This is a genomic window from Pseudomonas sp. AC193 (genome assembly GCF_979258075.1).
Genome location: NZ_OZ409832.1, coordinates 1131238 through 1152678, shown reverse-complemented (window position 1 = coordinate 1152678; position 21441 = coordinate 1131238). Strand labels below are relative to the sequence as shown.

Here is a 21441-nt window from a genome sequence, read left to right as displayed (position 1 = left end):
CATGCCGCAGATCCAGTCCCAACTCGATCCGCACAGCGAGGCCTTTGCCCGTAACCGTGCGGCAATGCTCGTGGCCATCGAGCAAGTGCAGCAACTCGAACAAAACCTGCTGAATAAAGCTGCCGAAGCGAAAGAGAAGTTCGATAAACGCGGGCAACTATTGCCGCGCGAACGCCTGAATCTGTTGCTCGATCCCGGCGCGCCGTTTCTCGAACTGGCCAGTCTCGCCGGTTATAAGTTGCATGACGACAAGGACGGCAGCTCGGCCGGTGGCGGACTGATCGCCGGCATCGGTTACGTTTGTGGCATCCGCGCAATGGTGGTCGCCAACAACAGTGCGATCAAGGGCGGCACGATCTCACCGAGCGGTTTGAAAAAATCCCTGCGCCTGCAACAGATCGCTCAGGAAAACAAACTGCCGGTAATTACCCTCGCCGAAAGCGGCGGTGCCAACCTCAATTACGCGGCGGATATTTTTGTCGAAGGTGCGCGCAGTTTTGCCAACCAGGCGCGGATGTCGGCGATGGGTTTGCCACAGATCACCGTGGTGCACGGCTCAGCCACGGCGGGCGGCGCTTATCAGCCGGGACTGTCGGATTACGTGGTGGTGGTGCGCGGCAAGGCCAAGCTGTTTCTGGCGGGCCCGCCGTTGCTCAAAGCGGCCACCGGCGAAGTCGCCACCGATGAAGAACTCGGCGGCGCCGAGATGCACGCGCAGGTCGCCGGCACGGCTGAATACCTGGCGGAAAACGATGCCGACGGCGTGCGTCAGGTGCGTGAAATTCTGCGAATGCTGCCGTGGAATGAACAACTGCCATGGCTGCCGGAGCCGCAATACAAAGAGCCGCTCTACCCCATCGAAGAACTGCTCGGCTTGATCCCCGACGATCCGAAAAAACCCTACGACGTGCGGGAAATCATCGCGCGCATCGCCGACGAATCCTGCTTTCTGGAATTCAAGGGTGAGTTCGATCAGCAAACCCTTTGCGGGCAATTGAAGATTCAGGGTCGCGCCTGCGGTTTCATCGGCAACAACGGTCCGATCACGCCGAACGGTGCGAGCAAAGCGGCGCAATTCATTCAGCTGTGCGATCAGAGCCAGACACCGTTGCTGTTTTTCCACAACACCACCGGCTTCATGGTCGGCACCGAATCGGAACAGCAAGGCGTGATCAAACACGGCTCGAAACTGATTCAAGCGGTGGCCAACGCGCGGGTGCCTAAACTGACCATCGTCGTCGGCGGCTCGTACGGGGCCGGTAACTATGCGATGTGCGGACGCGGTCTCGATCCGCGCTTTATCTTTGCCTGGCCGAACAGCCGCACGGCGGTGATGGGCGGCGCGCAGGCCGGCAAAGTCTTGCGCATCGTTACCGAAGCCAAACAGCTCAAGGACGGTTTGACGCCGGATCCGAAAATGCTCGACATGCTTGAACAGGTCACCGCGCAGAAACTCGACAGCCAGTCCACCGCGCTCTACGGCAGCGCCAATCTGTGGGATGACGGGCTGATCGATCCACGCGATACGCGCACCCTGCTCGGCTACTTGCTGGACATCTGCCACGAAGCCGACATTCGCACGCTGCAACCCAACAGCTTCGGCGTCAGCCGGTTCTGACCGCCACGGATCTTACGGAGAACAATAAAAAATGATCTTCACCCCGGAACACGAAGCCCTGCGCCGTACCGTCCGCCAGTTCGTCGAGCACGAGATCAATCCGCACGTCGATGAATGGGAAAAGGCCGGACGCTTTCCCATCCACGAGATTTTCCGCAAGGCCGGCGACCTCGGTTTGCTCGGTATTTCCAAGCCGGAAAAATTCGGCGGCATGGGCCTCGATTACAGCTATTCGATTGTCGCCGCTGAAGAGTTCGGCACCATTCATTGCGGCGGCATTCCGATGTCGATCGGCGTGCAGACCGACATGTGTACGCCCGCCCTCGCCCGTTTCGGCTCCGATGAATTGCGCGAAGAGTTTCTGCGGCCGGCGATCACCGGCGAGCAGGTTGGCTGCATCGGCGTTTCCGAGGTCGGCGCTGGCTCCGACGTCGCCGGGCTGAAAACCACCGCGCGCAAGGACGGCGACGACTACGTGATCAACGGCAGCAAGATGTGGATCACCAACTCGCCGAGTGCTGATTTCATCTGCCTGCTGGCGAATACTTCCGACGATAAACCGCACATCAACAAGTCGCTGATCATGGTGCCGATGACCACGCCGGGCATCAGCCTCAGTTCGCACCTCGACAAGCTCGGCATGCGCAGCTCGGAAACCGCCCAGGTGTTTTTCGACGATGTGCGCGTGCCGCAGCGCAACCGCATCGGCCATGAAGGCGCCGGGTTCATGATGCAGATGCTGCAGTTTCAGGAGGAACGCCTGTTCGGCGCGGCGAACATGATCAAGGGCCTTGAGTACTGCGTCGACAGCACCATCGAGTACTGCAAGGAGCGCAAAACCTTCGGCAATGCACTGATCGACAATCAGGTGATCCACTTCCGCCTCGCCGAACTGCAAACCGAAATCGAATGCCTGCGCGCGCTGGTCTATCAGGCCACCGAGCAGTACGTGAAAGGCCAGGACGTCACGCGCCTGGCGTCGATGGCCAAGCTTAAGGCCGGGCGTCTGGGCCGCGAAGTCAGTGACAGCTGCCTGCAATATTGGGGCGGCATGGGTTTCATGTGGGACAACCCGGTGGCCCGCGCTTATCGCGATGTGCGGCTGGTGTCGATTGGCGGCGGCGCCGACGAAATCATGCTGGGGATCATCTGCAAATTGATGGGCATCCTGCCGGGGAAAAAGAAATGAGCAGCCTGCCGGAATGCCAGACGCTGTTGCTGGAACTGCATGGCGGCGTGCTGCACATCACCCTCAATCGCCCGGACAGCCGCAATGCGATGAGCCTGCAAATGGTCAGCGAATTGCGTGAGGTGCTGGCGTCGGTACGCGAGGATCGCAGCGTTCGGGCTCTGGTGCTCAGCGGCGCCGGCGGGCATTTCTGCGCGGGTGGCGACATCAAGGACATGGCCAGTGCCCGTGCTCAGGGTGCGGATGCTTACCGTGATTTGAATCGTGCGTTCGGGGCTTTGCTGGAAGAAGCGCAGCACGCGCCGCAAGTGCTGATCACGGTGCTGCAAGGCGCGGTGCTCGGCGGTGGTTTTGGGCTGGCGTGTGTCAGTGACATTGCGATTGCCGATCATCAGGCGCAGTTCGGTTTGCCGGAAACCAGCCTTGGTCTGCTGCCGGCGCAGATCGCGCCGTTTGTGGTGCAGCGCATTGGCCTGACCGAGGCGCGGCGACTGGCGCTGACCGCCGCACGTTTTGACGGGCATCAGGCACGCCGTTTGGGGCTGGTGCATTTTGTCGAGCAGGATGCGCAGGCGCTGGCGGAGCGACTGGATGAGGTGCTGCAACACGTGCTGTGTTGTGCGCCGGAGGCGAATGCCGTGACCAAGAAATTGTTGTTGGCGAGTGCCGGGCAGCCTTCGAGTGAATTGCTTGATGAGGCGGCGCAGTGGTTTAGCGAAGCGGTGACGGGAGAAGAAGGGATCGAGGGCACCATGGCGTTTGTGCAGAAGCGTAAACCGCGGTGGGCCACCTGAAAGCATCGCGAGCAGGCTCACTCCTACAGGGGAACGCATTCCAATTGTAGGAGTGAGCCTGCTCGCGATGAGGCCTCCACATCCACCGCAAAAACCTCAGGAAACCCACCATGCCCGCCATCCAAAAAATCCTGATCGCCAACCGCGGTGAAATCGCCTGCCGCATCCAGCGCACCGCTCAGGCTTTGGGCTACCGAACCGTCGCCGTCTACAGCGACGCGGACGCCGACGCCCTGCACGTGCAAATCGCCGATCAAGCCGTGCACATCGGCCCCGCCCCCGTGCAGCAGTCCTACCTGAACATCCCGGCGATCATCGACGCCGCCCGCCGCAGCGGTGCCGACGCCATTCATCCCGGTTACGGCTTTCTCTCGGAAAACGCCGAGTTCGCCCGCGCCTGCGAACAGGCTGGCCTGACGTTCATCGGCCCGAGCGTCGCAGCGATCGAATTGATGGGCAGCAAACGCCGCTCGAAAATCGCCATGCTCGACGCCGGTGTGCCGTGCATCGCCGGTTACCAGGGCGCCGAGCAGGACGACGCGACCCTGCTGCGCGAGGCCGAGCGCATCGGCTATCCATTGATGATCAAGGCCAGCGCCGGTGGCGGCGGTCGCGGCATGCGTCTGCTGCACGATGGCTCTGATTTACCGGCGCAACTGCGTACCGCGCGTTCGGAAGCGTTGAACGGTTTTGGCAGCGACGAATTGATTCTTGAACAGGCGCTGATCGAGCCGCGCCATGTCGAAGTGCAACTGTTCGGCGATCAACACGGCAACCTGATCTACCTCGGCGAGCGCGATTGCTCGGTGCAGCGCCGCCATCAGAAAGTCATCGAAGAAGCGCCCTGCCCGGTGATGACCGCCGAGTTGCGTCAGGCCATGGGTGAAGCGGCTCTCAAGGCTGGGCGCGCGGTGAATTATGTCGGCGCTGGCACCGTGGAATTCCTGCTCGATGCACGCGGGCAGTTCTACTTTTTGGAAATGAACACTCGCTTGCAGGTCGAGCATCCGGTGACAGAGCTGATCACCGGGCTGGATCTGGTCGCCTGGCAATTATGGGTCGCCGAAGGTCAGCCGTTACCGCTGACTCAGGATCAGGTGCAACTCCATGGTCATGCCATGGAAGTGCGCCTTTACGCCGAAGACCCTGCGCAGGATTTCTTGCCGCAAACCGGTTGTGTAGAGGCGTGGGAGCCAGCGCTGCAACACGGCGCGCGCATCGATCATGGTCTGCGCGAAGGGCAATCGGTCAGCCCGTTCTACGACCCGATGCTCGGCAAACTGATCGCCCACGGCGCTACTCGCGAAGAGGCTCGACGCAAACTCCTGCGCGCGGTGCAGGACACAGTGTTGCTGGGTGTGCAAAGCAATCAGCGGTTGCTGGTCAGCCTGCTGCAACATCCGCAGTTCATCAGCGGTGAGTTCAGCACGGCATTTATCGCGCAGCATTTCAGCGATCACGCGTGCCTGAACAGTTACGCGCCGAGTGCCGAAGACTTGGCCATCGCTGCGGTGTTGTTCTATCAAACCAGCGCCCTCAGTCACCGTGCGCCGCTGTCCGGTTGGCGTAATAACGCCAGTGTGCCGCTGCATTTTCGCCTCGGTCTTGATGAGCAAAACTGGACGCTGCAACTGCTCGCTGAGCCGCAAGGTGCGTTCAAAGTGCAAGTCGCCGAACGCACACTGGCATTGAAACTCATCGATCAAGACGCCCACTCGATAACGCTGGAAATCGACGGCGTGCGCCAACGCCACGCCTGTCGTCTCGATGGCGAACAACTCTGGCTGTTCACTCACCCCGGCAGCCTGCGCCTGGAGGATCGAACTCACGCGGTGATCGGCAGTCAGACCAGCGTCAGTTCCGGCACCTTGAAAGCGCCCATGGACGGCGCCATCGTCGACGTGTTGGTCAGCGAAGGCAGCCCGGTCTGCAAAGGTCAGCTGCTGGTGGTACTGGAGGCAATGAAAATGGAGCACCCGCTCAAGGCCGGCATCGACGGCGTGCTCAAGCGGGTGCAGGTCAAAGTCGGCGATCAGGTAAAAAATCGTCAGGTTCTGTTGCAGGTGGAGTAGTCAGCCGAGCGCAAACGCAGGGTTTGGCTACGCTCTGAATAATCAGAACGCACAAATCAGGAACCCTGCGATGCCCCACTGGCTGGTCATAGATCTGGAAGCCACCACCGATGAGGGTGGCTGGCCGGTCACCGAGATGGAAATTATCGAGATCGGCGCGACGCTGGTCGACCGTGCCGGGCGCGAGCAGGATCACTTCCAACGCTTCGTCAAACCGACTCGACGGCCGTTGCTGACGCCGTTCTGCCGCGAGCTGACGCACATCACCCAGGCCAATATCGATACGGCGCAACCGCTGACTGAGGTCTGGCCGGCGTTCGAACGCTGGCTCGCGCAGCATCAATCACGTCTTGAAGGCTGGGCCAGTTGGGGCGATTACGACCGCAAACAACTGCTCCAGGAATGGCAGCGCCTGCAGATCGACAGCGGCCTGAGTCGAGTGCCGCACATGAACCTCAAGCAACGCTTCGCCAAGGCCCGACGTCTGGAGCGGCCATTGGGCCTCAACGGTGCGCTGCAACTGGCCGGCATGCAGTTCAGCGGTCAGCAACACCGGGCGCTGGAAGATGCGCGCAATACCGCACGATTGTTGCCGCTGGTTTTGCCACTCTAGGGTCAATTCGAGAACTGGCTGGACAGGCGCCGGGCAGGTGACGGCGCCCAAAGCCTTGTGCATACTGGCCGCCTCCATTTTTTAGCCCTTTTCGAGGAATCGCCCATGTTTAAAGTCAACGAGTACTTCGACGGCACCGTCAAGTCGATCGCCTTTGGCACCGCTGAAGGTCCGGCGACCATCGGCGTCATGGCCCCGGGCGAATACGAATTCGGCACCAGCCAGCGTGAAATCATGCACGTGGTCTCCGGCGCACTGACCGTCAAACTGCCCGACAGCAGCGACTGGGAAACCTTCGCCGCCGGCAGCCAGTTCAACGTTCCGGCGAACAGCAAATTCCAGCTGAAAGTCGCGGTTGATACCGCTTACCTGTGCGAGTACCGCGGCTAACTCGTCGGTTTTCACAGCGCCAATAAAAATGCCCGGGTCCAAGGACTCGGGCATTTTTGGTTTCAGGGGCGGCTTATTCGAGGATTTCCACCGGCATTCCGACCTCGAGACGACCGTTGCTGTCATTCACCAGGTTCTGACCGAACATCGCGCCATCGGCTTCGGCGCGGTATTTCTGCAGGGTGGCCAGCGGTTCACGATCGGCACTGCGCTCGCCAGTCTGCGGGTCGATGGTGGTAAGGATGCAGCGCGCGCACGGCTTGACCACGCGGAACTCGACGTCGCCGATACGGATGCGTTTCCAGCCATCCTCGGCGTACGCTTCGCTGCCTTCGATCACCAGATTCGGGCGAAAACGCAGCATCTCCAGCGGTCGCCCGACCCGTTGCGACAGATCTTGCAGCGACGCCTCGCCAATCAACAGCAGCGGAAACCCGTCGGCGAACGCGACCTGATCATCATCCTTGCCGACACCTGACGGCGTGGTGCGCGCACGATCCAGCGGCACTTGCACCAGACGTGTCGGTTTGCCGATGAACTCGCTGACCCAACGCGCCGCCTCATCACCGGCATCCGGCACGCGCAGAGTGTCACGCCAGATAGTCACGCCGCGCAGTTCGGCGTCGCTGCCCGGCAAAGCGATTTCGATGGAAGACTGTTGCGCCGCGCTCAGGGTCAGACCGCCCTGCGCATTCCACAGCGCCGACAACTGGCTCATTTTTGCTACAGCACGCTGGGTCAGGAAGCGGCCGCTGGCTTCGTCCACGAGCATCCAGCGTCGGTCGCCATCGAGCCCCAGCTTGTCGAGGTCGACGCTTTGCAGCACATCGACTTTGCCGGATTTCAACGGGTAACGATAAAGCGCGCTCAGACGCAGCATGGCCAGCTCCCTGGAGGATAAAAACGCCACCCTATACGAGCTTGGTCAGGGAATCAAAGAGCAAACTGTAGGAGTGAGCCTGCTCGCGATAGCGGTGTGTCAGATAATGATTTGGGGCTGACAAACCGCTATCGCGAGCAGGCTCACTCCTACAAAGGGTGTGTGATCAGGCAGGGACTTCGTCGAGCATCAGGCGCTGGCGCACCACATCGACCAGTTTGTCCGGCTGGAATTTCGAGAGGAAGTTGTCGCAGCCAACCTTCTTCACCATCGAATCGTTGAAGCTGCCCGACAGCGACGTGTGCAGTACCACGTACAGCCCACGCAGACGCGGGTCGTTGCGGATTTCGGTGGTCAGACGGTAACCGTCCATTTCCGGCATTTCCGCGTCGGTGAAGATCATCAGCAACTTGTCAGTCATGTTCACGCCGGTGTCAGCCCAGGCCTTGAGCATGTTCAGCGCTTTCAAACCGTCGCTGGCGATGTGCATCTTCACGCCCAACTGGCCGAGGGTGTCACGCAGTTGCGAGAGCGCCACGTTGGAATCGTCGACCAGCAGCACTTCGCGACCACGGGCACGTTCGAGCACCGGGTCTTCGAGCTTTTCCCGCGAGACCTTGGCGTTGTACGGGACGATTTCGGCGAGAACTTTCTCGACGTCGATGATTTCCACCAACTGATCATCGACCTTGCTGATCGCCGTCAGGTAATGCTGACGACCAGCGCTGGTCGGTGGCGGCAAAATGGCTTCCCAGTTCATGTTGACGATGCGATCCACACCGCCGACGAGGAAGGCCTGCACCGAGCGGTTGTATTCAGTGACGATGATGGTGCTGTTCGGGCCCGGCACCAACGGACGCATGCCGATCGCCTGGGACAGATCGATCACTGGCAACGTCTGCCCGCGCAGGTTGACCACACCGCACACGAACGGGTGACGCTGCGGCATCAGGGTCAGCTTCGGCAGTTGCAGGACTTCCTGAACCTTGAACACGTTGATCGCAAACAATTGGCGTCCAGCCAGACGAAACATGAGAATTTCCAGGCGATTCTCACCCACCAGTTGCGTGCGTTGGTCTACCGTGTCGAGAATGCCGGCCATCAATGACTCCTGGGCTTGTTCAGATGAATTCACTAACTGGCTTTATCGGCAGTTAATGACGAATCTTGATTGCTGCGAAATTAGCCATCAAAATGCCACAACCGGCCATTGATGTCACATTAACATCATGCTTTACTGGCTCGGTTGTTTTCATCTGCTACAGTCTTTGCGGCGCGACCTCGGTTTGCACGGTAGGTTCCCGCGCCTAAGGGATTCCCCTAGTATCAATCAGGCCCAACCTGATATTCGCGATATCCAATAGCCATTAATGTGACGCCATTCTCATTGCATGAACGGAGTCAGGCTATTGTGTGCGATCGCAACTCAGTGGCAACCCATCCCCTGGAAATCCTCAGCCTGTGCACCTGCGGCACGTCTGGGCGCGATCTGCCGACGATTCACGATCGTCGCCACACACGGCACTCCCCCATCAGACATGACGCTGTGGAGGTAAGCATGCCAATCGACCGTAAAGACTGGGCGCAACGCTTCCCCGAATTTCTGCTCGAGGCTGAGACGCTGCTGGCCAAGTCGGAAGAATGCCTGAGCCATCTGCAACTGATCAGCAATGACAAGGATGCCATCGCGTGCATGCAGGGCACACTGCTCAAGCTCGCCGGCAGAGCTGAGGCACTGGCGCTGGAAGCGATTTCCGAGTTTTCCCTGCACATCTACAGCCTGCTCAATCTGACCCAGGATCACGTCGATCTGCACGAACAAGCGCTGAGCGCCTTGAAAGATTGCTTCACGCTGATGGCCTGGCAACTGGAGCTGGTCGATGTGAAGACCGGGCAACTGAGCCTTGATGGCAGCGAACAGGCCTCATTAATCGAAGCGTTCGCCTTTCATGTCGGGCAAAGCCAGTTCCAGATGCCTTTGCCGGGCAAACGTTTGCCACCTCTGTCGTTCTCTGAGCGACAGGCCTGATCTGGCGTCAGGCTTGAGCACTACTCATTTAATGTCGTTATTGAATAGTTCATACCCGCCAGCGACATATCGAACTAAATAAACCCACCTGACACGACGGATAATTTTCAGCCCGCCTCAGGGTTTTCCTGTGTGTTAAGAATCGTGATTTAGTCAATTTGTTTATCTGTCGAATAACATACTTCGACTTTTTTCCATTATGGAACATACGTCCATAATGGCGTCTTTCCTGACTCATTGGACATATAGAGCAGGCGCGACCAACGGTATCTTAAGTGGTACTATGCCGCCCATAAGTTGCTTTCAAATTAATGGCAAAGTGATTTCATTGATCGGCGTCCAGAGAAGTTGGCGGTTAACTACCGCTCACTGTAGCCAGTTGAAATCATTCACATAATTGACAGCATTTCCAGACAGAGACCCGTCAGCCACCGACCGGTCTACCCGCAGCGAACATCCATTGGCTCCATCCGTTATGTACGCCAGCATAAAGACCCTCACAACATGGCCACCCTCCCGGGAGAATGCCCGCCGGTTCACACTCATCCTGTGTGTCGCCGCTGCGCTGGGCAGCCTTCTGACCTACGGTTTTTCCAAGCCGTTGGGCTTGGGTCTGTTGTTGCTCGACATCGCAGCCACGGCGTGCGTCTGGGTGCAATATCGCCTGTCACGCAAATCGATCAAGTTCCAGCCACAGGAACTCGCCGATCGCCTGCTGGAAGTGCAGGAAAACGAACGCCACCGCCTCAGCCGCGAGCTGCACGATGACATCGGCCAATTGCTGACCGCCGCCAAATTGCAAAGCGACTGGCTGAAACGCCGTATGCCGGAGGAATTGCAGGAGCAATGCACCGTTCTCTGCGACACCCTCGAAGAAACCCTCAACAAAGTCCGCGACGTATCGGCCATCCTCAACCCACGGCAACTGACCAGCCTTGGCCTTGAAGCGAGCCTGCGCGCGCACCTGCTCAAGACATTGACCAACACCGACGTGCACTGGAGCCTCGACTGCCAGCAGCGCTTGAACGGTATTCCGGAAGAAATGGCCGTCGCTGCGTTTCGTATTGCGCAGGAGGCAGTGACCAACATCCTGCGTCACGCCCAGGCGAAAAACCTGCTGATTCGCGTGCAGCGCTTGCCCAAGGGCTTGACCCTGCTGATCAGCGATGATGGCCAGGGCTTCGCGCCGGCCGTCAATCCGGGGCGTGAAGGACAACGTGGCATGGCCGGCATGGCCGAACGGATCGAACAACTGGGTGGCACCCTGAGCGTGATCAGCGAACCGGGCAAAGGCACTCAAATCGAAGCACTTTTCCCCTGGGCGCCGCGCGCACTCGAGCGGGCCAGTACGAATAAGGTTATGCGTTGACTTGTAACTTACTTCTAGTGGATGACCACTCGCTGATCAGGGCCGGCGTGCGCGCTCTGGTTATGGATATTCCCGGTTACGCGGTAATCGGCGAGGCCAATGACGGCTCGCAGTTACTTGAAATGGTCGAGCTGCTGAACCCCGATATTGTCTTGCTGGATATTTCCATGAAGGAAACCGGCGGCCTCGAAGCGTTGCAGCGACTCAAACGCGTGCGCCCGCAAAGCAAGGTGCTGATCCTGTCGATGCACACCGACCCCGCATTGATCATGCAGGCGCTGGAATCCGGCGCTTACGGTTATCTGCTCAAGGATACGACCGGCACCGAGCTTGAACACGCACTGGACGCGCTGCGCAATAACGAGCGTTATCTAAGTCCGGCAATCGCCCACACGGTGATCAACCAGGCTCTGGTTCGCAATCAAAAAGGCCAGCCGGACACCTCCGATTCGCACAACCTGACGGCACGCCAACTGGAAATCCTCCGACTGATCGTGCGCGGCAAGTCGACCCGGGAAATCGCCAACGGCCTGGGCCTGAGCATCAAAACCGTCGAGACCCACCGCGCGCAGATCATGAAACGTCTGCAGATCTACGATGTGGCGGGCCTGGTGCTGTTCGCCGTGCGCGAACAGATCATCAGTCTGGACGACTGATCGGCGTTGTAGCGCTCAACAGCGGAGAGTCCTCAGGCAAATGCACCTGCAATGCCGCAGGGCGCGCTTCGAAGCGCAGGCTATCGCCTTCCAGTGGCTCACCATCCAGATTGATGTAAAGCCCTTCAGACACCTTGATTTCGACCCACGGCAAACGTGTCCGCACGAACATGTTGTCGAGGCCGAAGCCATCAGTGAGCAGATTCTTCAAGGTACCCACCAACTCCTGTGGCGCCGGCAGAATGCTGATATCCAAAAGACCATCATCAGCCAGTGCCTGCGGACACAGCACGTGCCCACCGCCCGCCTGACGGCCATTGCCGATGCCCAGCGCCAGCAGCTCGCCACGCCAGTGGAAATCCGGCCCCTGCAACTCGCCATAGGCTGCATGCAGCTCACTGAAGCGCGACAGACCGGTGAACAGGTAGGCCGCGCCACCGAGTACTTTCTTCAAGTCTTCAGAAGTATTGGCCGTGACCTGGCTACCAAAACCGCCCGTGGCCATATTGAGGAAAATCTGCCCGCCAACCTGGCCCAGATCGATGTCGCGCGCAGGCACATCGAGCAACTCAAGAGCCTCTGCCGGCTCCAGCGGAACGCCCGCCGCACGGGAAAAATCGTTCGCCGTACCCAGCGGCAACAGCACCAGGCTGGCTTCGCCCGGATGCGCCGCCAGCGCCTGGGCGATATCACGCAAGGTGCCATCGCCACCACCAGCGATAATCTGTTTATAGCCAGCCGCCAGCGCCTCTTCGACCAGACGCTGGGCATCGCCGCCCTCCCAGGTCAGGCGCACGGCCAGCTCCCAGCCTTGTTCGCGTTTACTTTCGACGGCGGCACGAACCGCCTCGTTGAGTGCCTGCTTGCCATGCAGAATCAACAGCGCCCTGCGTTCACTCATTGCAATCACTCCGTGAATGGATTCGGTATGAGACATCTTGACCACTGGCGCACGGAAAAAAGCCGCAAGAACCGTAATTAATTCAGGCGTCTCGGCGCAGGCGTCCTACAGGGCTGGGATTTTTCTTACAAGATGTGATGAATTGGCTGCATTGACCAACTCCAGCCATTGGTAGATCGTGCGTCGGCGGTATCAATCTTCAATCTGAAAACACACAAGGATGTGCATGTAATGAGTGGATACACCTCTAGGGCTTTCGATACTTTCATTGACACCGTTAGCGACCCGCGTCCATTTCCAGCAGGCGTCAACATCAATGCATAGTCAAGAAGCCAGACTGCCAGTGAGCCCGGTTGCTCCACTCGCGCAAAGTCGCACCAGCCACACCACTGACTTCCACAGCGGCGCCAAACCCACTGGAGAAACGAACATGGAACCTCGCGTCACCGAGCTGGAAACCCACCTCAAATACATCCGCAGGGACATGGATGAAGTCAGGGGCGATGTCAGAACCATCAAGCATCGCCTCGCCTACGCGGCAGGCGCAACAGCCGTCGTGATGGGTTTGCTGGGATGGATAGCCAACAGTCGTTTTGACCAGATCATTTCGCTCATGGCTCACTGACGCCTGAGCGGGCCCGCAGGTGCCGGCGACACGCGCCAGCACCTGCGGATACCGAGGCAGTTAACCCAGAAGCTCACTCAGGGGAATGAAGACAGCTTCGTCGCCCTCAACCAGCGTCCGGCCCTCAAGCACCTCGACGAGACCGTCAGCCCAGGCTGCACTGCGCAAAACGCCGGAGCTTTGATTGCGATAGATGATCGCCCGGCCCTGTTCCAGCCGTCCGCGCAAGTACTCACGACGGTTGCCAGCCACTGGCCAGTTGAACCCTGCCGGCACGCGGAACTTGAGTGGTTCAACGTCTTGCACGCCTTGGCGCCGCAACAGATACGGCCGGGTCAACAGGGCGAAGGTCACCAGCGTCGAAGCAGGGTTACCCGGCAGCCCGATCACCGGCACGTTACGGAAATGGCCGAAGGTCAGCGGTTTCCCGGGTTTGATCGCCAGCTTCCACAAGGCGAGCTCGCCCTCTTCCCTCAATGCGATGCCGAGAAAATCCGCCTCACCGACCGAAACACCACCAGTGGAGAGAATCAGATCGACATCCTGCAATTCGCCCAAACGCTCTCGGGTCGTCGCCAGATTGTCCGGAAGAATCCCGGCATCGATCACTTCGCAGCCCAGCCGCTGCAACCAGCTGCACAGCACCACACGGTTACTGTTGTAAATCTGCCCCGGCCCCAATGCCTGACCGGGCTCAATCAGTTCATCGCCGGTCGACAGCACGGCTACGCGCACCTTGCGCACGACATTCAGGCCGGCGCGGCCCAATGAAGCGGACAAGCCCTGCTCGATCGGCCCCAGGCGAGTGCCGGCCGACAGGACGAGTTCACCCACCGTGGTTTCCTGGCCCTGCGGACGAATGTTCTGCCCGACTTTCATGGCTTCGGAAAAACCTACGCGGCCGTCCGCCATGACTTCGGCGTTTTCCTGCATCTCGACACAATCGGCTCCGGCCGGCACAGGTGCGCCGGTGAAGATTCGAGCACAGGTTCCACGCTGCAAAGGTTCAGGCGCTTGCCCGGCGAATATTTTCTGGCTGACCGGCAACGGCTCGCCCGTCCAGTCGGCCAGATTCAGCGCGTAACCGTCCATCGCACTGTTCGGCCACGGCGGCAGATCCAGCGTCGAAACCAGATCCTCGGCCAGCACGCGCCCCTGAACCTCAGCCAGCGGCAAATACTCACGCTCGACGATTGGCGAGGCCTCGGCCATTTCCAGCAGCCGCGCCAATGCCACTTCGACAGGCATCAGCGCACCGGTCTTGCCCGGCTTACCCACGGGATTCACAAGGCGCCGCCTGTTTCAGATGCGGGACGAAATTGCATGGGCGGTGACGGGAATCCAGTTGCTCGGCGAGAATCCCGTCCCAACCGGTGCGTACCGCATTGGTCGAACCCGGCAGGCAGCACACCAGCGTGCCATTGGCCAGACCGGCCAGTGCGCGGGATTGAACGGTGGAGGTGCCGATATCGGCCACCGAGATCTGGCGGAACAATTCGCCAAAGCCATCGACCTGTTTGTCGAGCAGGCAGGCCACCGCTTCCGGCGTACTGTCACGGCCGGTGAAGCCGGTGCCGCCAGTGATCAACACGACCTGCACAACATCGTCGGCGATCCAGTTGGCGACTTGCGCACGAATTTTATACAGATCATCTTTGAGCAGAACCCGCTCGGCCAGGTTGTGGCCGGCCGCCAACAGGCGATCGACAAAGACCTGACCTGAGGTGTCGGTTTCCAGTGTTCGGGTATCGCTGACAGTCAGCACGGCAATATTGAGCGGTGCGAAAGGTACATCAGCCTTGGCTTTCATAGGCTCGTCCAGTTGTAGGAGAAACAGCCCGGTGTTATATCACAGCGCCCCCTTTTTACGCCGCCCCTACGGAGAGCCAAAATGACCGCAAATACGCCATTGCCCCCTTGTTCCGTGCTGCTGCTGGCAGGCGGACGCGGCCAGCGCATGGGCGGTCAGGACAAAGGTTTGATCGAGTGGCACGGCGAACCGCTGATTGCGCATCTGCAGCGCAAAGTACGAGCGCTGACGGACGATTTGATCATCTCCTGCAACCGTAATCGCGAACGCTATGAAACCTATGCCGATCAATTGGTGGTGGATGATGAGGGTGACTTCCCCGGGCCACTCGCCGGTATTCGTGCAGGCTTGAAAGCGGCGCGCCATTCACACTTGCTGGTGTTGCCGTGCGATGTTCCGCGAATCGACGAAGCACTGCTGCAAAGCATGCGCGAAACCGCCAATCACAATCCTGACAAACCTTTAATGTTGTGGCACGACGAGCACTGGGAACCGTTGTTGTGCGTGATTCCCGTGAGCCTGCTGCCAGCCTTCGAAACCGCCTGGAACAGCGGTGAACGCAGCCCCGGCCGGGTGATGCGGAGCCTCGGCGCCACTGCATTGGAATGCCCGGACAATGACCCGCGACTGGCCAACCTCAACACCCCCGAACTGTTAAAGGCGCATAACACTGTGTCAGACTGACACTATTCAAGGAACTCTCACGCCTTGTATACGTCTCAAGCTCAGTAACCAAAAGAATTCCCATTCGGAGACACACCCATGACTCAACGGACCATCGCCTCTCTCATGCTCGCACTGGGCCTGGCCACCCTCGCCGGTTGCTCGTCGCCTACAGTGATCACGCTGAATGACGGTCGCGAAATCCAGGCCGTCGACACGCCGAAATACGATGATGATTCGGGTTTCTACGAGTTCCAGCAACTGGACGGCAAAGAAACTCGCATCAACAAGGATCAGGTTCGCACCGTTAAAGAACTGTAAGGTTCTTCGAAGCGACGTCTGACCCAGCCGGTTTGCCCGGCTAAAAAAATGCCCCGATACGTCGGGGCATTTTTTATGCGCGCAAGAAAGTTACCGAGCGGTTATCCGATAGACCCGCTCCTCAAGCCGCGTCGCACCTGCCTGCACAAACTTGCCGCTGTCACTCAGCACATCCTGCGATTCCAGCACCTGCATCTGCCATGCGCCCCCGAACAAGTGTCGCACTTGAGCATCGTCTACGGAGAACGGCGGCCCGGAAATTTGCGATTGATCGTAATCCAGCGTAATCAACAGCCCCTTCAAACCCGCCGACAGAATATTCTGCAAATGCTCGGCGTAACGCTCGCGCATTGGCGCCGGCAAGGCGATCACTGCTGCACGGTCGTACAGCGCGGAACAATCGGCAACGTCCTCTGCGCTCAGCGCGAAAACGTCACCGCACCACAACTCGATTGTGCCAGCGCGGTAAACCTTGAAGACGCCGTGCTCGCTGATCTGTGGCTGCAGTTGTTGCTCGGTGAAAAAGTCTTCTACGGCTTTCTCTGACAGTTCAATACCGAGAACCCGGTGCCCGCGCCCGGCCAGCCACAGCAAATCCAGACTTTTCCCACACAACGGCACCAGCACCCGCGCTTGTGCCGCGAGATTCAGATCCGGCCAGAACCGTTGCAGATAAGGATTCACTTGCGGTAAATGAAAGCCGATCTGGTTCGAAGCCCACTTCTTGTGCCAAAACTCAGGCTGCATGCATCCCCCTAAAAATTCGATCAAAAAGCGTTAAAACTTATATTAGATTTAGATCAATGAACTGACTGAAGATGGGCCATCTTACCGTTCAGGAGCCCGCACATGTTTCCCAGTCTGTATATCTCACACGGCTCACCGATGCTTGCATTGGAGCCAGGCGCCAGCGGCCCGGCCCTCGCGCGATTGGCCGCCGAACTGCCGACACCGAAAGCCATCGTGATCGTCTCTGCACACTGGGAGAGCCACGAACTGTTGGTCAGCAGCAATCCGCAACCGGAAACCTGGCATGACTTTGGCGGGTTTCCCCGTGCGCTGTTTGAAGTGCAATACCCGGCGCCGGGCAATGCGCAACTGGCTGGAGAAGTGGCGCAGTTGCTGACGGCGAACAACCTGCCAGCACGTCTCGACCCGCAGCGCCCTTTCGATCATGGCGTGTGGGTGCCGTTGTCGCTGATGTATCCGCAGGCGAATATTCCGGTGGTGCAGGTTTCGCTGCCAAGTCGGGCAGGCCCGGCGCTTCAGACCCGTGTGGGTCGAGCATTGGCCGGTTTACGCGAGCAAGGGATTCTGTTGATCGGCTCTGGCAGCATCACCCACAACCTGCGCGAACTGGACTGGCATGCCGGGCCGGAAAGCGTTGAGCCATGGGCGCGGGATTTCCGTGATTGGGTGATCGACAAGCTGGAAGCCGATGATGAGGCGGCGCTGCATGATTATCGTCAGCAGGCGCCGAATGCGGTGCGCAACCATCCGAGTGATGAGCATTTGTTGCCGCTGTATTTTGCGCGGGGTGCGGGGGGTGAGTTTAGTGTGGCGCACAAGGGATTCACGATGGGTGCGCTGGGGATGGATATTTACCGCTTCGGTTGATGCCATCGCGAGCAGGCTCACTCCTACAAGGGCAAAAAATAGGCAAAAAAAAATCCCCGAACCAGTCGGGGATTTTTTATGTGCGATCAATCACCCCAAGAGCGGATCAATCTTCGCGGTAGCGACGCAGCTTCAACTGCTTACCGGCAACGCGAGTGTCCTTCAGTTTGGTCAGGAGTTTGTCCAGACCATCTTCCGGCAGCTCGACGAGGCTGAAGCTGTCACGCACCTGGATGCGACCGATCGCTTCACGGGCCAGACCGCCTTCGTTGAGGATGGCGCCCAGCAGGTTTTTCGCAGCGATACCGTCACGCGCACCCAGCGCGGTACGGCAACGAGCACGGCCTTCGCCCAAAGGCATTGGCGCGCGACGCTCGCGGTCACCACGATCAGGACGATCGCCAGTGCGCTCAGGACGGTCGCCACGCGGTGCGTTGTTCGGCACCAGTGGGCGTTCCTTCTCGATTGCAGCCAGGTTCAGCGCTTGACCGTTGGTGGCTTTGCGCAGCAGCGCAGCAGCCAGAGCACGCGGAGTGCAGCCGATGTCTGCGGTCAGACGATCGAGCAACTCACCGTGAGTCGATTCAGCGTCAGCCACCAGCGGCGACAGGCTGTTGGTCAGTTTCTTGATGCGCGCATCGAGAACGGCTTGAGCGTCCGGCAGGCGAACTTCAGCAACCTTCTGACCGGTTACACGCTCGATCACTTGCAGCATGCGGCGCTCACGTGGAGTCACCAGCAGCAGTGCACGACCTTCGCGACCGGCACGGCCAGTACGGCCGATACGGTGAACGTAGGACTCTGGATCGTACGGCATGTCTACGTTGAACACGTGAGTGATGCGCGGAACGTCCAGACCACGAGCAGCAACGTCGGTCGCAACAACGATGTCCAGACGGCCATCTTTCAGCGAGTCGATAACGCGCTCACGCTGGTTCTGGGCGATGTCACCGTTCAACGCGGCGGCTTTGTAGCCTTTGGCGTCGAGGGCGCTGGCCAGATCCAGGGTCGCTTGCTTGGTGCGCACGAACATGATCAGTGCGTCGAAGTCTTCCACTTCCAGCAAGCTGAGAACAGCCGAAGTCTTCTGGTCAGCGTGAACCAACAGGTGAGCCTGTTCGATCGCGGTAACGGTCTGGGTCTTGGTCTGGATCTTCACGTGTTGCGGATCGCGCAGATGGCGTTCGGCAATGGCGCGGATCGACTGCGGCAAGGTGGCCGAGAACAGTACGGTCTGACGGGTCGGTGGCAGAGCCTTGAAGATAACTTCGAGGTCGTCCATGAAACCCAGTTTGAGCATTTCGTCCGCTTCGTCGAGAACCAGGTGGTTCACGGTCGACAGGACTTTTTCGTCACGACGCAGGTGGTCGCACAGACGGCCCGGGGTGGCGACAACGATCTGTGCGCCATTACGGATTGCTTTCAGTTGCGGGCCCATCGGCGCGCCGCCGTAAACGGCCACAACAGTAACGCCTGGCATTTGCTTGGCGTAGGTTTCGAAAGCGGTTGCTACTTGCAGCGCCAACTCACGGGTTGGCGCCAGGATCAGGGCTTGCGGCTCGCGCTTGGCAGGATCGATGCGGTGCAGGATCGGCAGGGCGAATGCGGCGGTTTTACCCGTACCGGTTTGCGCCTGACCAATCATGTCTTGACCGGCCATGATGATCGGGATCGATTGCTGCTGAATAGCCGAAGGTTCTTCGTAGCCAGTCGCGATGACGGCTGCAAGAATGTTCGGATTAAGATTAAAAGCGGCGAAGCCGCCGGTTTCCTGGGTCATGGGTCTGCCTCTAAGTGCATCCGCAAAGACCCATGCTCCAAAGCTGCGCATGCCGTGTTGAGACTCAAGAGTCGCCCTGGCTGCTTTGTCGGCGGGGATTTGCGAAAACGAATGAATGAAAAAAAGAATCGTCCGGGAAGAGCCCGCAGTGCGGACGTGCAGCCGAAGCTGACTTCGGGGAATTGCGCTACCTAAACGCGGCCCGGTTAAAGGCCGGCGCGCACTATACCGGAAATTGCCCAAAAAGGGAGCTTTTTTTATCGGCAAAATGCGTGTGTCACCGCTGTGTAATGGGGTTTTGCGGATAATCGTTTCAAGGTCTATTTTTCAAAGGCCCGGCCCTGCGGGCGATGACGCTTAAACGATTCACCGACGTGCGGCATTCCGTCGCTGCACCCGCCCTTCCCGCCCGAGGATCTACCGATGAATCAGCCCTGCGCCGGCCGCGTCAGCCGAGAACGTCGTGGTCACGTCCACCTGATCGGCCTGGATCGAGCGGCCAAGCGCAATGCTTTCGACCTCGACCTGCTCAACGACTTGAGCCTGGCCTATGGCGAATTCGAAGCCGACAGCGAGGCGCGGGTGGCGGTGGTGTTCGGCCATGGCGAACACTTTACCGCCGGTCTGGATCTGGTAAATGCCAGCTCAGCGTTGGCCGAAGGTTGGCAGGTTCCGACCGGCGGTTGCGATCCGTGGGGTGTTTTTGTCGGGCCACGGGTGAGCAAACCGGTGATTGTCGCGGCGCAGGGTTATTGCCTGACCATCGGGATCGAGCTGATGTTGGCGGCGGATATCAATCTTTGCGCGAGCAACACCCGCTTCGCGCAAATGGAAGTGCAGCGTGGGATTTTTCCTTTTGGTGGCGCGACTTTGCGTTTTCAACAGATTGCCGGCTGGGGCAATGCGATGCGCTGGCTGCTGACCGGCGATGAGTTTGATGCGCACGATGCGTTGCGCTTGGGGTTGGTGCAGGAAGTGATGGCCAGTGAGGATTTGTTGCCTCGGGCGATCGAATTGGCGGAGCGGATCGCGCGACAGGCGCCATTGGGGGTGCAGGCGACGTTGATGTCAGCGCGGCAGGCGCGGTATGAGGGTGAGACGGCGGCGACGCAGGGCTTGCCGGCGCTGGTGAAGAAGTTGTTGGCGAGTGAGGATGCCAAGGAGGGCGTGCGGTCTTTAGTGGAACGGCGGCCTGGAATATTCAAAGGAATTTAACCCCTGTAGGAGCTGCCGAAGGCTGCGATCTTTTGATCTTGATCCTATGAAAAACAAGATCAAAAGATCGCAGCCTTCGGCAGCTCCTACAGGGGTTTCGGATCAAGTGGCCGGGCGAATCGCGTTGATCAACGACTGCAACGAATACCCCAACCGTGGCGCCAGTGCTTCGGCCCGCGCCGTCAACGCCTGCATGTCCAGCTCCTGATCGAGATCCGCCGGCACCAGCAAAATCACATTGCCCTCCTTCACCGGCAGCTCCCAGTAATGCCGGTGATAGAGCCCGCGCAACAGCGCCGCGCCCAACGGCTGGCCATCATCGGTGGCCCACTGATTGATCACCAGCCAGCCGCCCGGATTCAAACGCTTCTGGCAATCACCGAGAAACCCCCAGGCCAGGTGCCCGACACCCGGCCCGACGTCGGTGTAGAGGTCGACGAAGATCAAATCCGCAGGTTCCGCCGTCGGCAGCAATTCCAGCGCATCGCCAACACGGATGTACAGACGCGGGTCATCATCCAGCCCAAGATATTCGATCGCCAGACGCGGCACGTCCGGGCGCAACTCGATGGCTTCAACGTCTTCCAGCGGCAGAAACTTGAGGCAGGCCTGGGTCAATGTCCCCGCACCCAACCCGAGAAACAGCGCGCTGTCCGGTTGCTCATGGCACAACGCGCCGATCAGCATCGCGCGGGTGTAGTCGTACTCCAGCCAGCTCGGGTCAGCGGTGAACACGCAGCTCTGCTCGATCGCATCGCCGAATTCGAGAAAGCGGTAATCGGCCACTTCCAGCACGCGAATCACGCCGAACTCATCCTGTACTTCGGCGAGCAGATGCTCGACGCGCTCCTCAGTCATTTCGTCTCCTGATGGTCACCGGGCGCGGTGACGCGATGGCA

At 59.4% G+C, this 21441-nt stretch carries 22 protein-coding genes; 14 read left to right on the top strand and 8 right to left on the bottom strand.

Going from position 1 to position 21441, the window contains the following annotated elements; genetic code table 11:
- Window position 1: 1 nt before the first annotated feature.
- From atuC to ppnP, 6 genes are all read left to right on the top strand, one after another.
- Window positions 2-1618 carry a geranyl-CoA carboxylase subunit beta gene (atuC, locus tag ACZZ0D_RS05485; RefSeq protein ID WP_463552622.1) on the top strand — a complete coding sequence of 539 codons (1617 nt, stop codon included), beginning with the start codon at window positions 2-4 and terminating at the stop codon, window positions 1616-1618.
- A gap of 31 nt (window positions 1619-1649) precedes the next feature.
- A complete protein-coding gene (gene atuD, locus ACZZ0D_RS05480; protein ID WP_212543687.1) occupies window positions 1650-2807 on the top strand; it encodes an acyl-CoA dehydrogenase family protein in 1158 nt (385 codons plus the stop codon).
- Window positions 2804-3601 (top strand): enoyl-CoA hydratase/isomerase family protein, encoded by a 798-nt coding sequence (locus ACZZ0D_RS05475; protein ID WP_463552621.1) that lies wholly within the window; start codon window positions 2804-2806, stop codon window positions 3599-3601. The genes atuD and ACZZ0D_RS05475 overlap by 4 nt, the downstream gene beginning before the upstream one ends.
- A gap of 110 nt (window positions 3602-3711) precedes the next feature.
- Entirely contained in the window at window positions 3712-5673 is a 1962-nt protein-coding gene (locus tag ACZZ0D_RS05470; RefSeq protein WP_463552620.1) for an acetyl/propionyl/methylcrotonyl-CoA carboxylase subunit alpha, read from the top strand.
- A gap of 70 nt (window positions 5674-5743) precedes the next feature.
- The gene (locus ACZZ0D_RS05465) at window positions 5744-6286 is read left to right on the top strand and encodes a 3'-5' exonuclease (RefSeq protein WP_159815673.1); all 543 of its coding nucleotides are present in this window, start codon (window positions 5744-5746) and stop codon (window positions 6284-6286) included.
- A gap of 105 nt (window positions 6287-6391) precedes the next feature.
- Complete coding sequence (gene ppnP, locus ACZZ0D_RS05460; protein WP_007940055.1) at window positions 6392-6676, top strand: pyrimidine/purine nucleoside phosphorylase; 285 nt, start codon at window positions 6392-6394, stop codon at window positions 6674-6676.
- A gap of 73 nt (window positions 6677-6749) precedes the next feature.
- Here ppnP and ACZZ0D_RS05455 read toward each other — a convergent pair whose 3' ends face one another.
- Window positions 6750-7556: an MOSC domain-containing protein gene (locus ACZZ0D_RS05455; protein WP_159815674.1), complete on the bottom strand. Its 807-nt coding sequence runs from the start codon at window positions 7554-7556 to the stop codon at window positions 6750-6752.
- A gap of 166 nt (window positions 7557-7722) precedes the next feature.
- Window positions 7723-8658, bottom strand: a complete 936-nt coding sequence (locus ACZZ0D_RS05450) for a chemotaxis protein CheV (RefSeq protein ID WP_007908676.1) — start codon at window positions 8656-8658, stop codon at window positions 7723-7725.
- A gap of 456 nt (window positions 8659-9114) precedes the next feature.
- On the opposite strand from ACZZ0D_RS05450, the gene ACZZ0D_RS05445 reads away from it, so the two are divergent.
- From ACZZ0D_RS05445 to ACZZ0D_RS05435, 3 genes are all read left to right on the top strand, one after another.
- Window positions 9115-9585, top strand: a complete 471-nt coding sequence (locus tag ACZZ0D_RS05445; RefSeq protein ID WP_463552619.1) for a hypothetical protein — start codon at window positions 9115-9117, stop codon at window positions 9583-9585.
- Between the two features lie 475 nt (window positions 9586-10060).
- A complete protein-coding gene (locus ACZZ0D_RS05440) occupies window positions 10061-10954 on the top strand; it encodes a sensor histidine kinase (protein WP_053122255.1) in 894 nt (297 codons plus the stop codon).
- Window positions 10951-11610 (top strand): response regulator, encoded by a 660-nt coding sequence (locus ACZZ0D_RS05435; RefSeq protein ID WP_159815676.1) that lies wholly within the window; start codon window positions 10951-10953, stop codon window positions 11608-11610. The genes ACZZ0D_RS05440 and ACZZ0D_RS05435 overlap by 4 nt, the downstream gene beginning before the upstream one ends.
- Here the strand turns inward: ACZZ0D_RS05435 and yegS are convergent.
- Complete coding sequence (yegS, locus tag ACZZ0D_RS05430; protein ID WP_463552618.1) at window positions 11594-12511, bottom strand: lipid kinase YegS; 918 nt, start codon at window positions 12509-12511, stop codon at window positions 11594-11596. The two genes, ACZZ0D_RS05435 and yegS, sit on opposite strands and share 17 nt — an antisense overlap.
- A gap of 316 nt (window positions 12512-12827) precedes the next feature.
- Between yegS and ACZZ0D_RS05425 the strand changes: the two genes are divergently transcribed.
- Entirely contained in the window at window positions 12828-13136 is a 309-nt protein-coding gene (locus ACZZ0D_RS05425) for a hypothetical protein (protein WP_212549054.1), read from the top strand.
- A gap of 60 nt (window positions 13137-13196) precedes the next feature.
- Here ACZZ0D_RS05425 and ACZZ0D_RS05420 read toward each other — a convergent pair whose 3' ends face one another.
- Both ACZZ0D_RS05420 and moaB read right to left on the bottom strand, forming a co-directional pair.
- Entirely contained in the window at window positions 13197-14423 is a 1227-nt protein-coding gene (locus ACZZ0D_RS05420; RefSeq protein ID WP_426619513.1) for a molybdopterin molybdotransferase MoeA, read from the bottom strand.
- Window positions 14407-14946 (bottom strand): molybdenum cofactor biosynthesis protein B, encoded by a 540-nt coding sequence (moaB, locus tag ACZZ0D_RS05415; protein ID WP_053122265.1) that lies wholly within the window; start codon window positions 14944-14946, stop codon window positions 14407-14409. Before moaB ends, ACZZ0D_RS05420 begins: the two co-directional genes overlap by 17 nt.
- An 81-nt stretch (window positions 14947-15027) precedes the next feature.
- On the opposite strand from moaB, the gene mobA reads away from it, so the two are divergent.
- Together mobA and ACZZ0D_RS05405 are read left to right on the top strand one after the other, a co-directional pair.
- A complete protein-coding gene (mobA, locus tag ACZZ0D_RS05410) occupies window positions 15028-15630 on the top strand; it encodes a molybdenum cofactor guanylyltransferase MobA (RefSeq protein WP_053122267.1) in 603 nt (200 codons plus the stop codon).
- Between the two features lie 78 nt (window positions 15631-15708).
- Window positions 15709-15930: a YgdI/YgdR family lipoprotein gene (locus tag ACZZ0D_RS05405; protein ID WP_053122269.1), complete on the top strand. Its 222-nt coding sequence runs from the start codon at window positions 15709-15711 to the stop codon at window positions 15928-15930.
- Window positions 15931-16020: 90 nt separating this feature from the next.
- Here the strand turns inward: ACZZ0D_RS05405 and ACZZ0D_RS05400 are convergent, their stop codons facing one another.
- On the bottom strand, window positions 16021-16677 hold the full coding sequence (locus ACZZ0D_RS05400) for a thiopurine S-methyltransferase (protein ID WP_463552617.1): 657 nt from the start codon (window positions 16675-16677) through the stop codon (window positions 16021-16023).
- A 102-nt stretch (window positions 16678-16779) separates the two neighbouring features.
- Between ACZZ0D_RS05400 and ACZZ0D_RS05395 the strand changes: the two genes are divergently transcribed.
- Window positions 16780-17547, top strand: coding sequence for a DODA-type extradiol aromatic ring-opening family dioxygenase (locus tag ACZZ0D_RS05395; protein WP_463552616.1), 768 nt, complete (start codon window positions 16780-16782; stop codon window positions 17545-17547).
- 106 nt (window positions 17548-17653) lie between these two features.
- Here the strand turns inward: ACZZ0D_RS05395 and ACZZ0D_RS05390 are convergent, their stop codons facing one another.
- Window positions 17654-19327 carry a DEAD/DEAH box helicase gene (locus tag ACZZ0D_RS05390; protein ID WP_053122275.1) on the bottom strand — a complete coding sequence of 558 codons (1674 nt, stop codon included), beginning with the start codon at window positions 19325-19327 and terminating at the stop codon, window positions 17654-17656.
- Window positions 19328-19750: 423 nt separating this feature from the next.
- On the opposite strand from ACZZ0D_RS05390, the gene ACZZ0D_RS05385 reads away from it, so the two are divergent.
- Window positions 19751-20542 (top strand): crotonase/enoyl-CoA hydratase family protein, encoded by a 792-nt coding sequence (locus ACZZ0D_RS05385; protein ID WP_212543698.1) that lies wholly within the window; start codon window positions 19751-19753, stop codon window positions 20540-20542.
- 102 nt (window positions 20543-20644) lie between these two features.
- Here the strand turns inward: ACZZ0D_RS05385 and ACZZ0D_RS05380 are convergent, their stop codons facing one another.
- Window positions 20645-21400: a spermidine synthase gene (locus ACZZ0D_RS05380; RefSeq protein WP_053122388.1), complete on the bottom strand. Its 756-nt coding sequence runs from the start codon at window positions 21398-21400 to the stop codon at window positions 20645-20647.
- Between the last annotated feature and the right edge of the window lie 41 nt (window positions 21401-21441).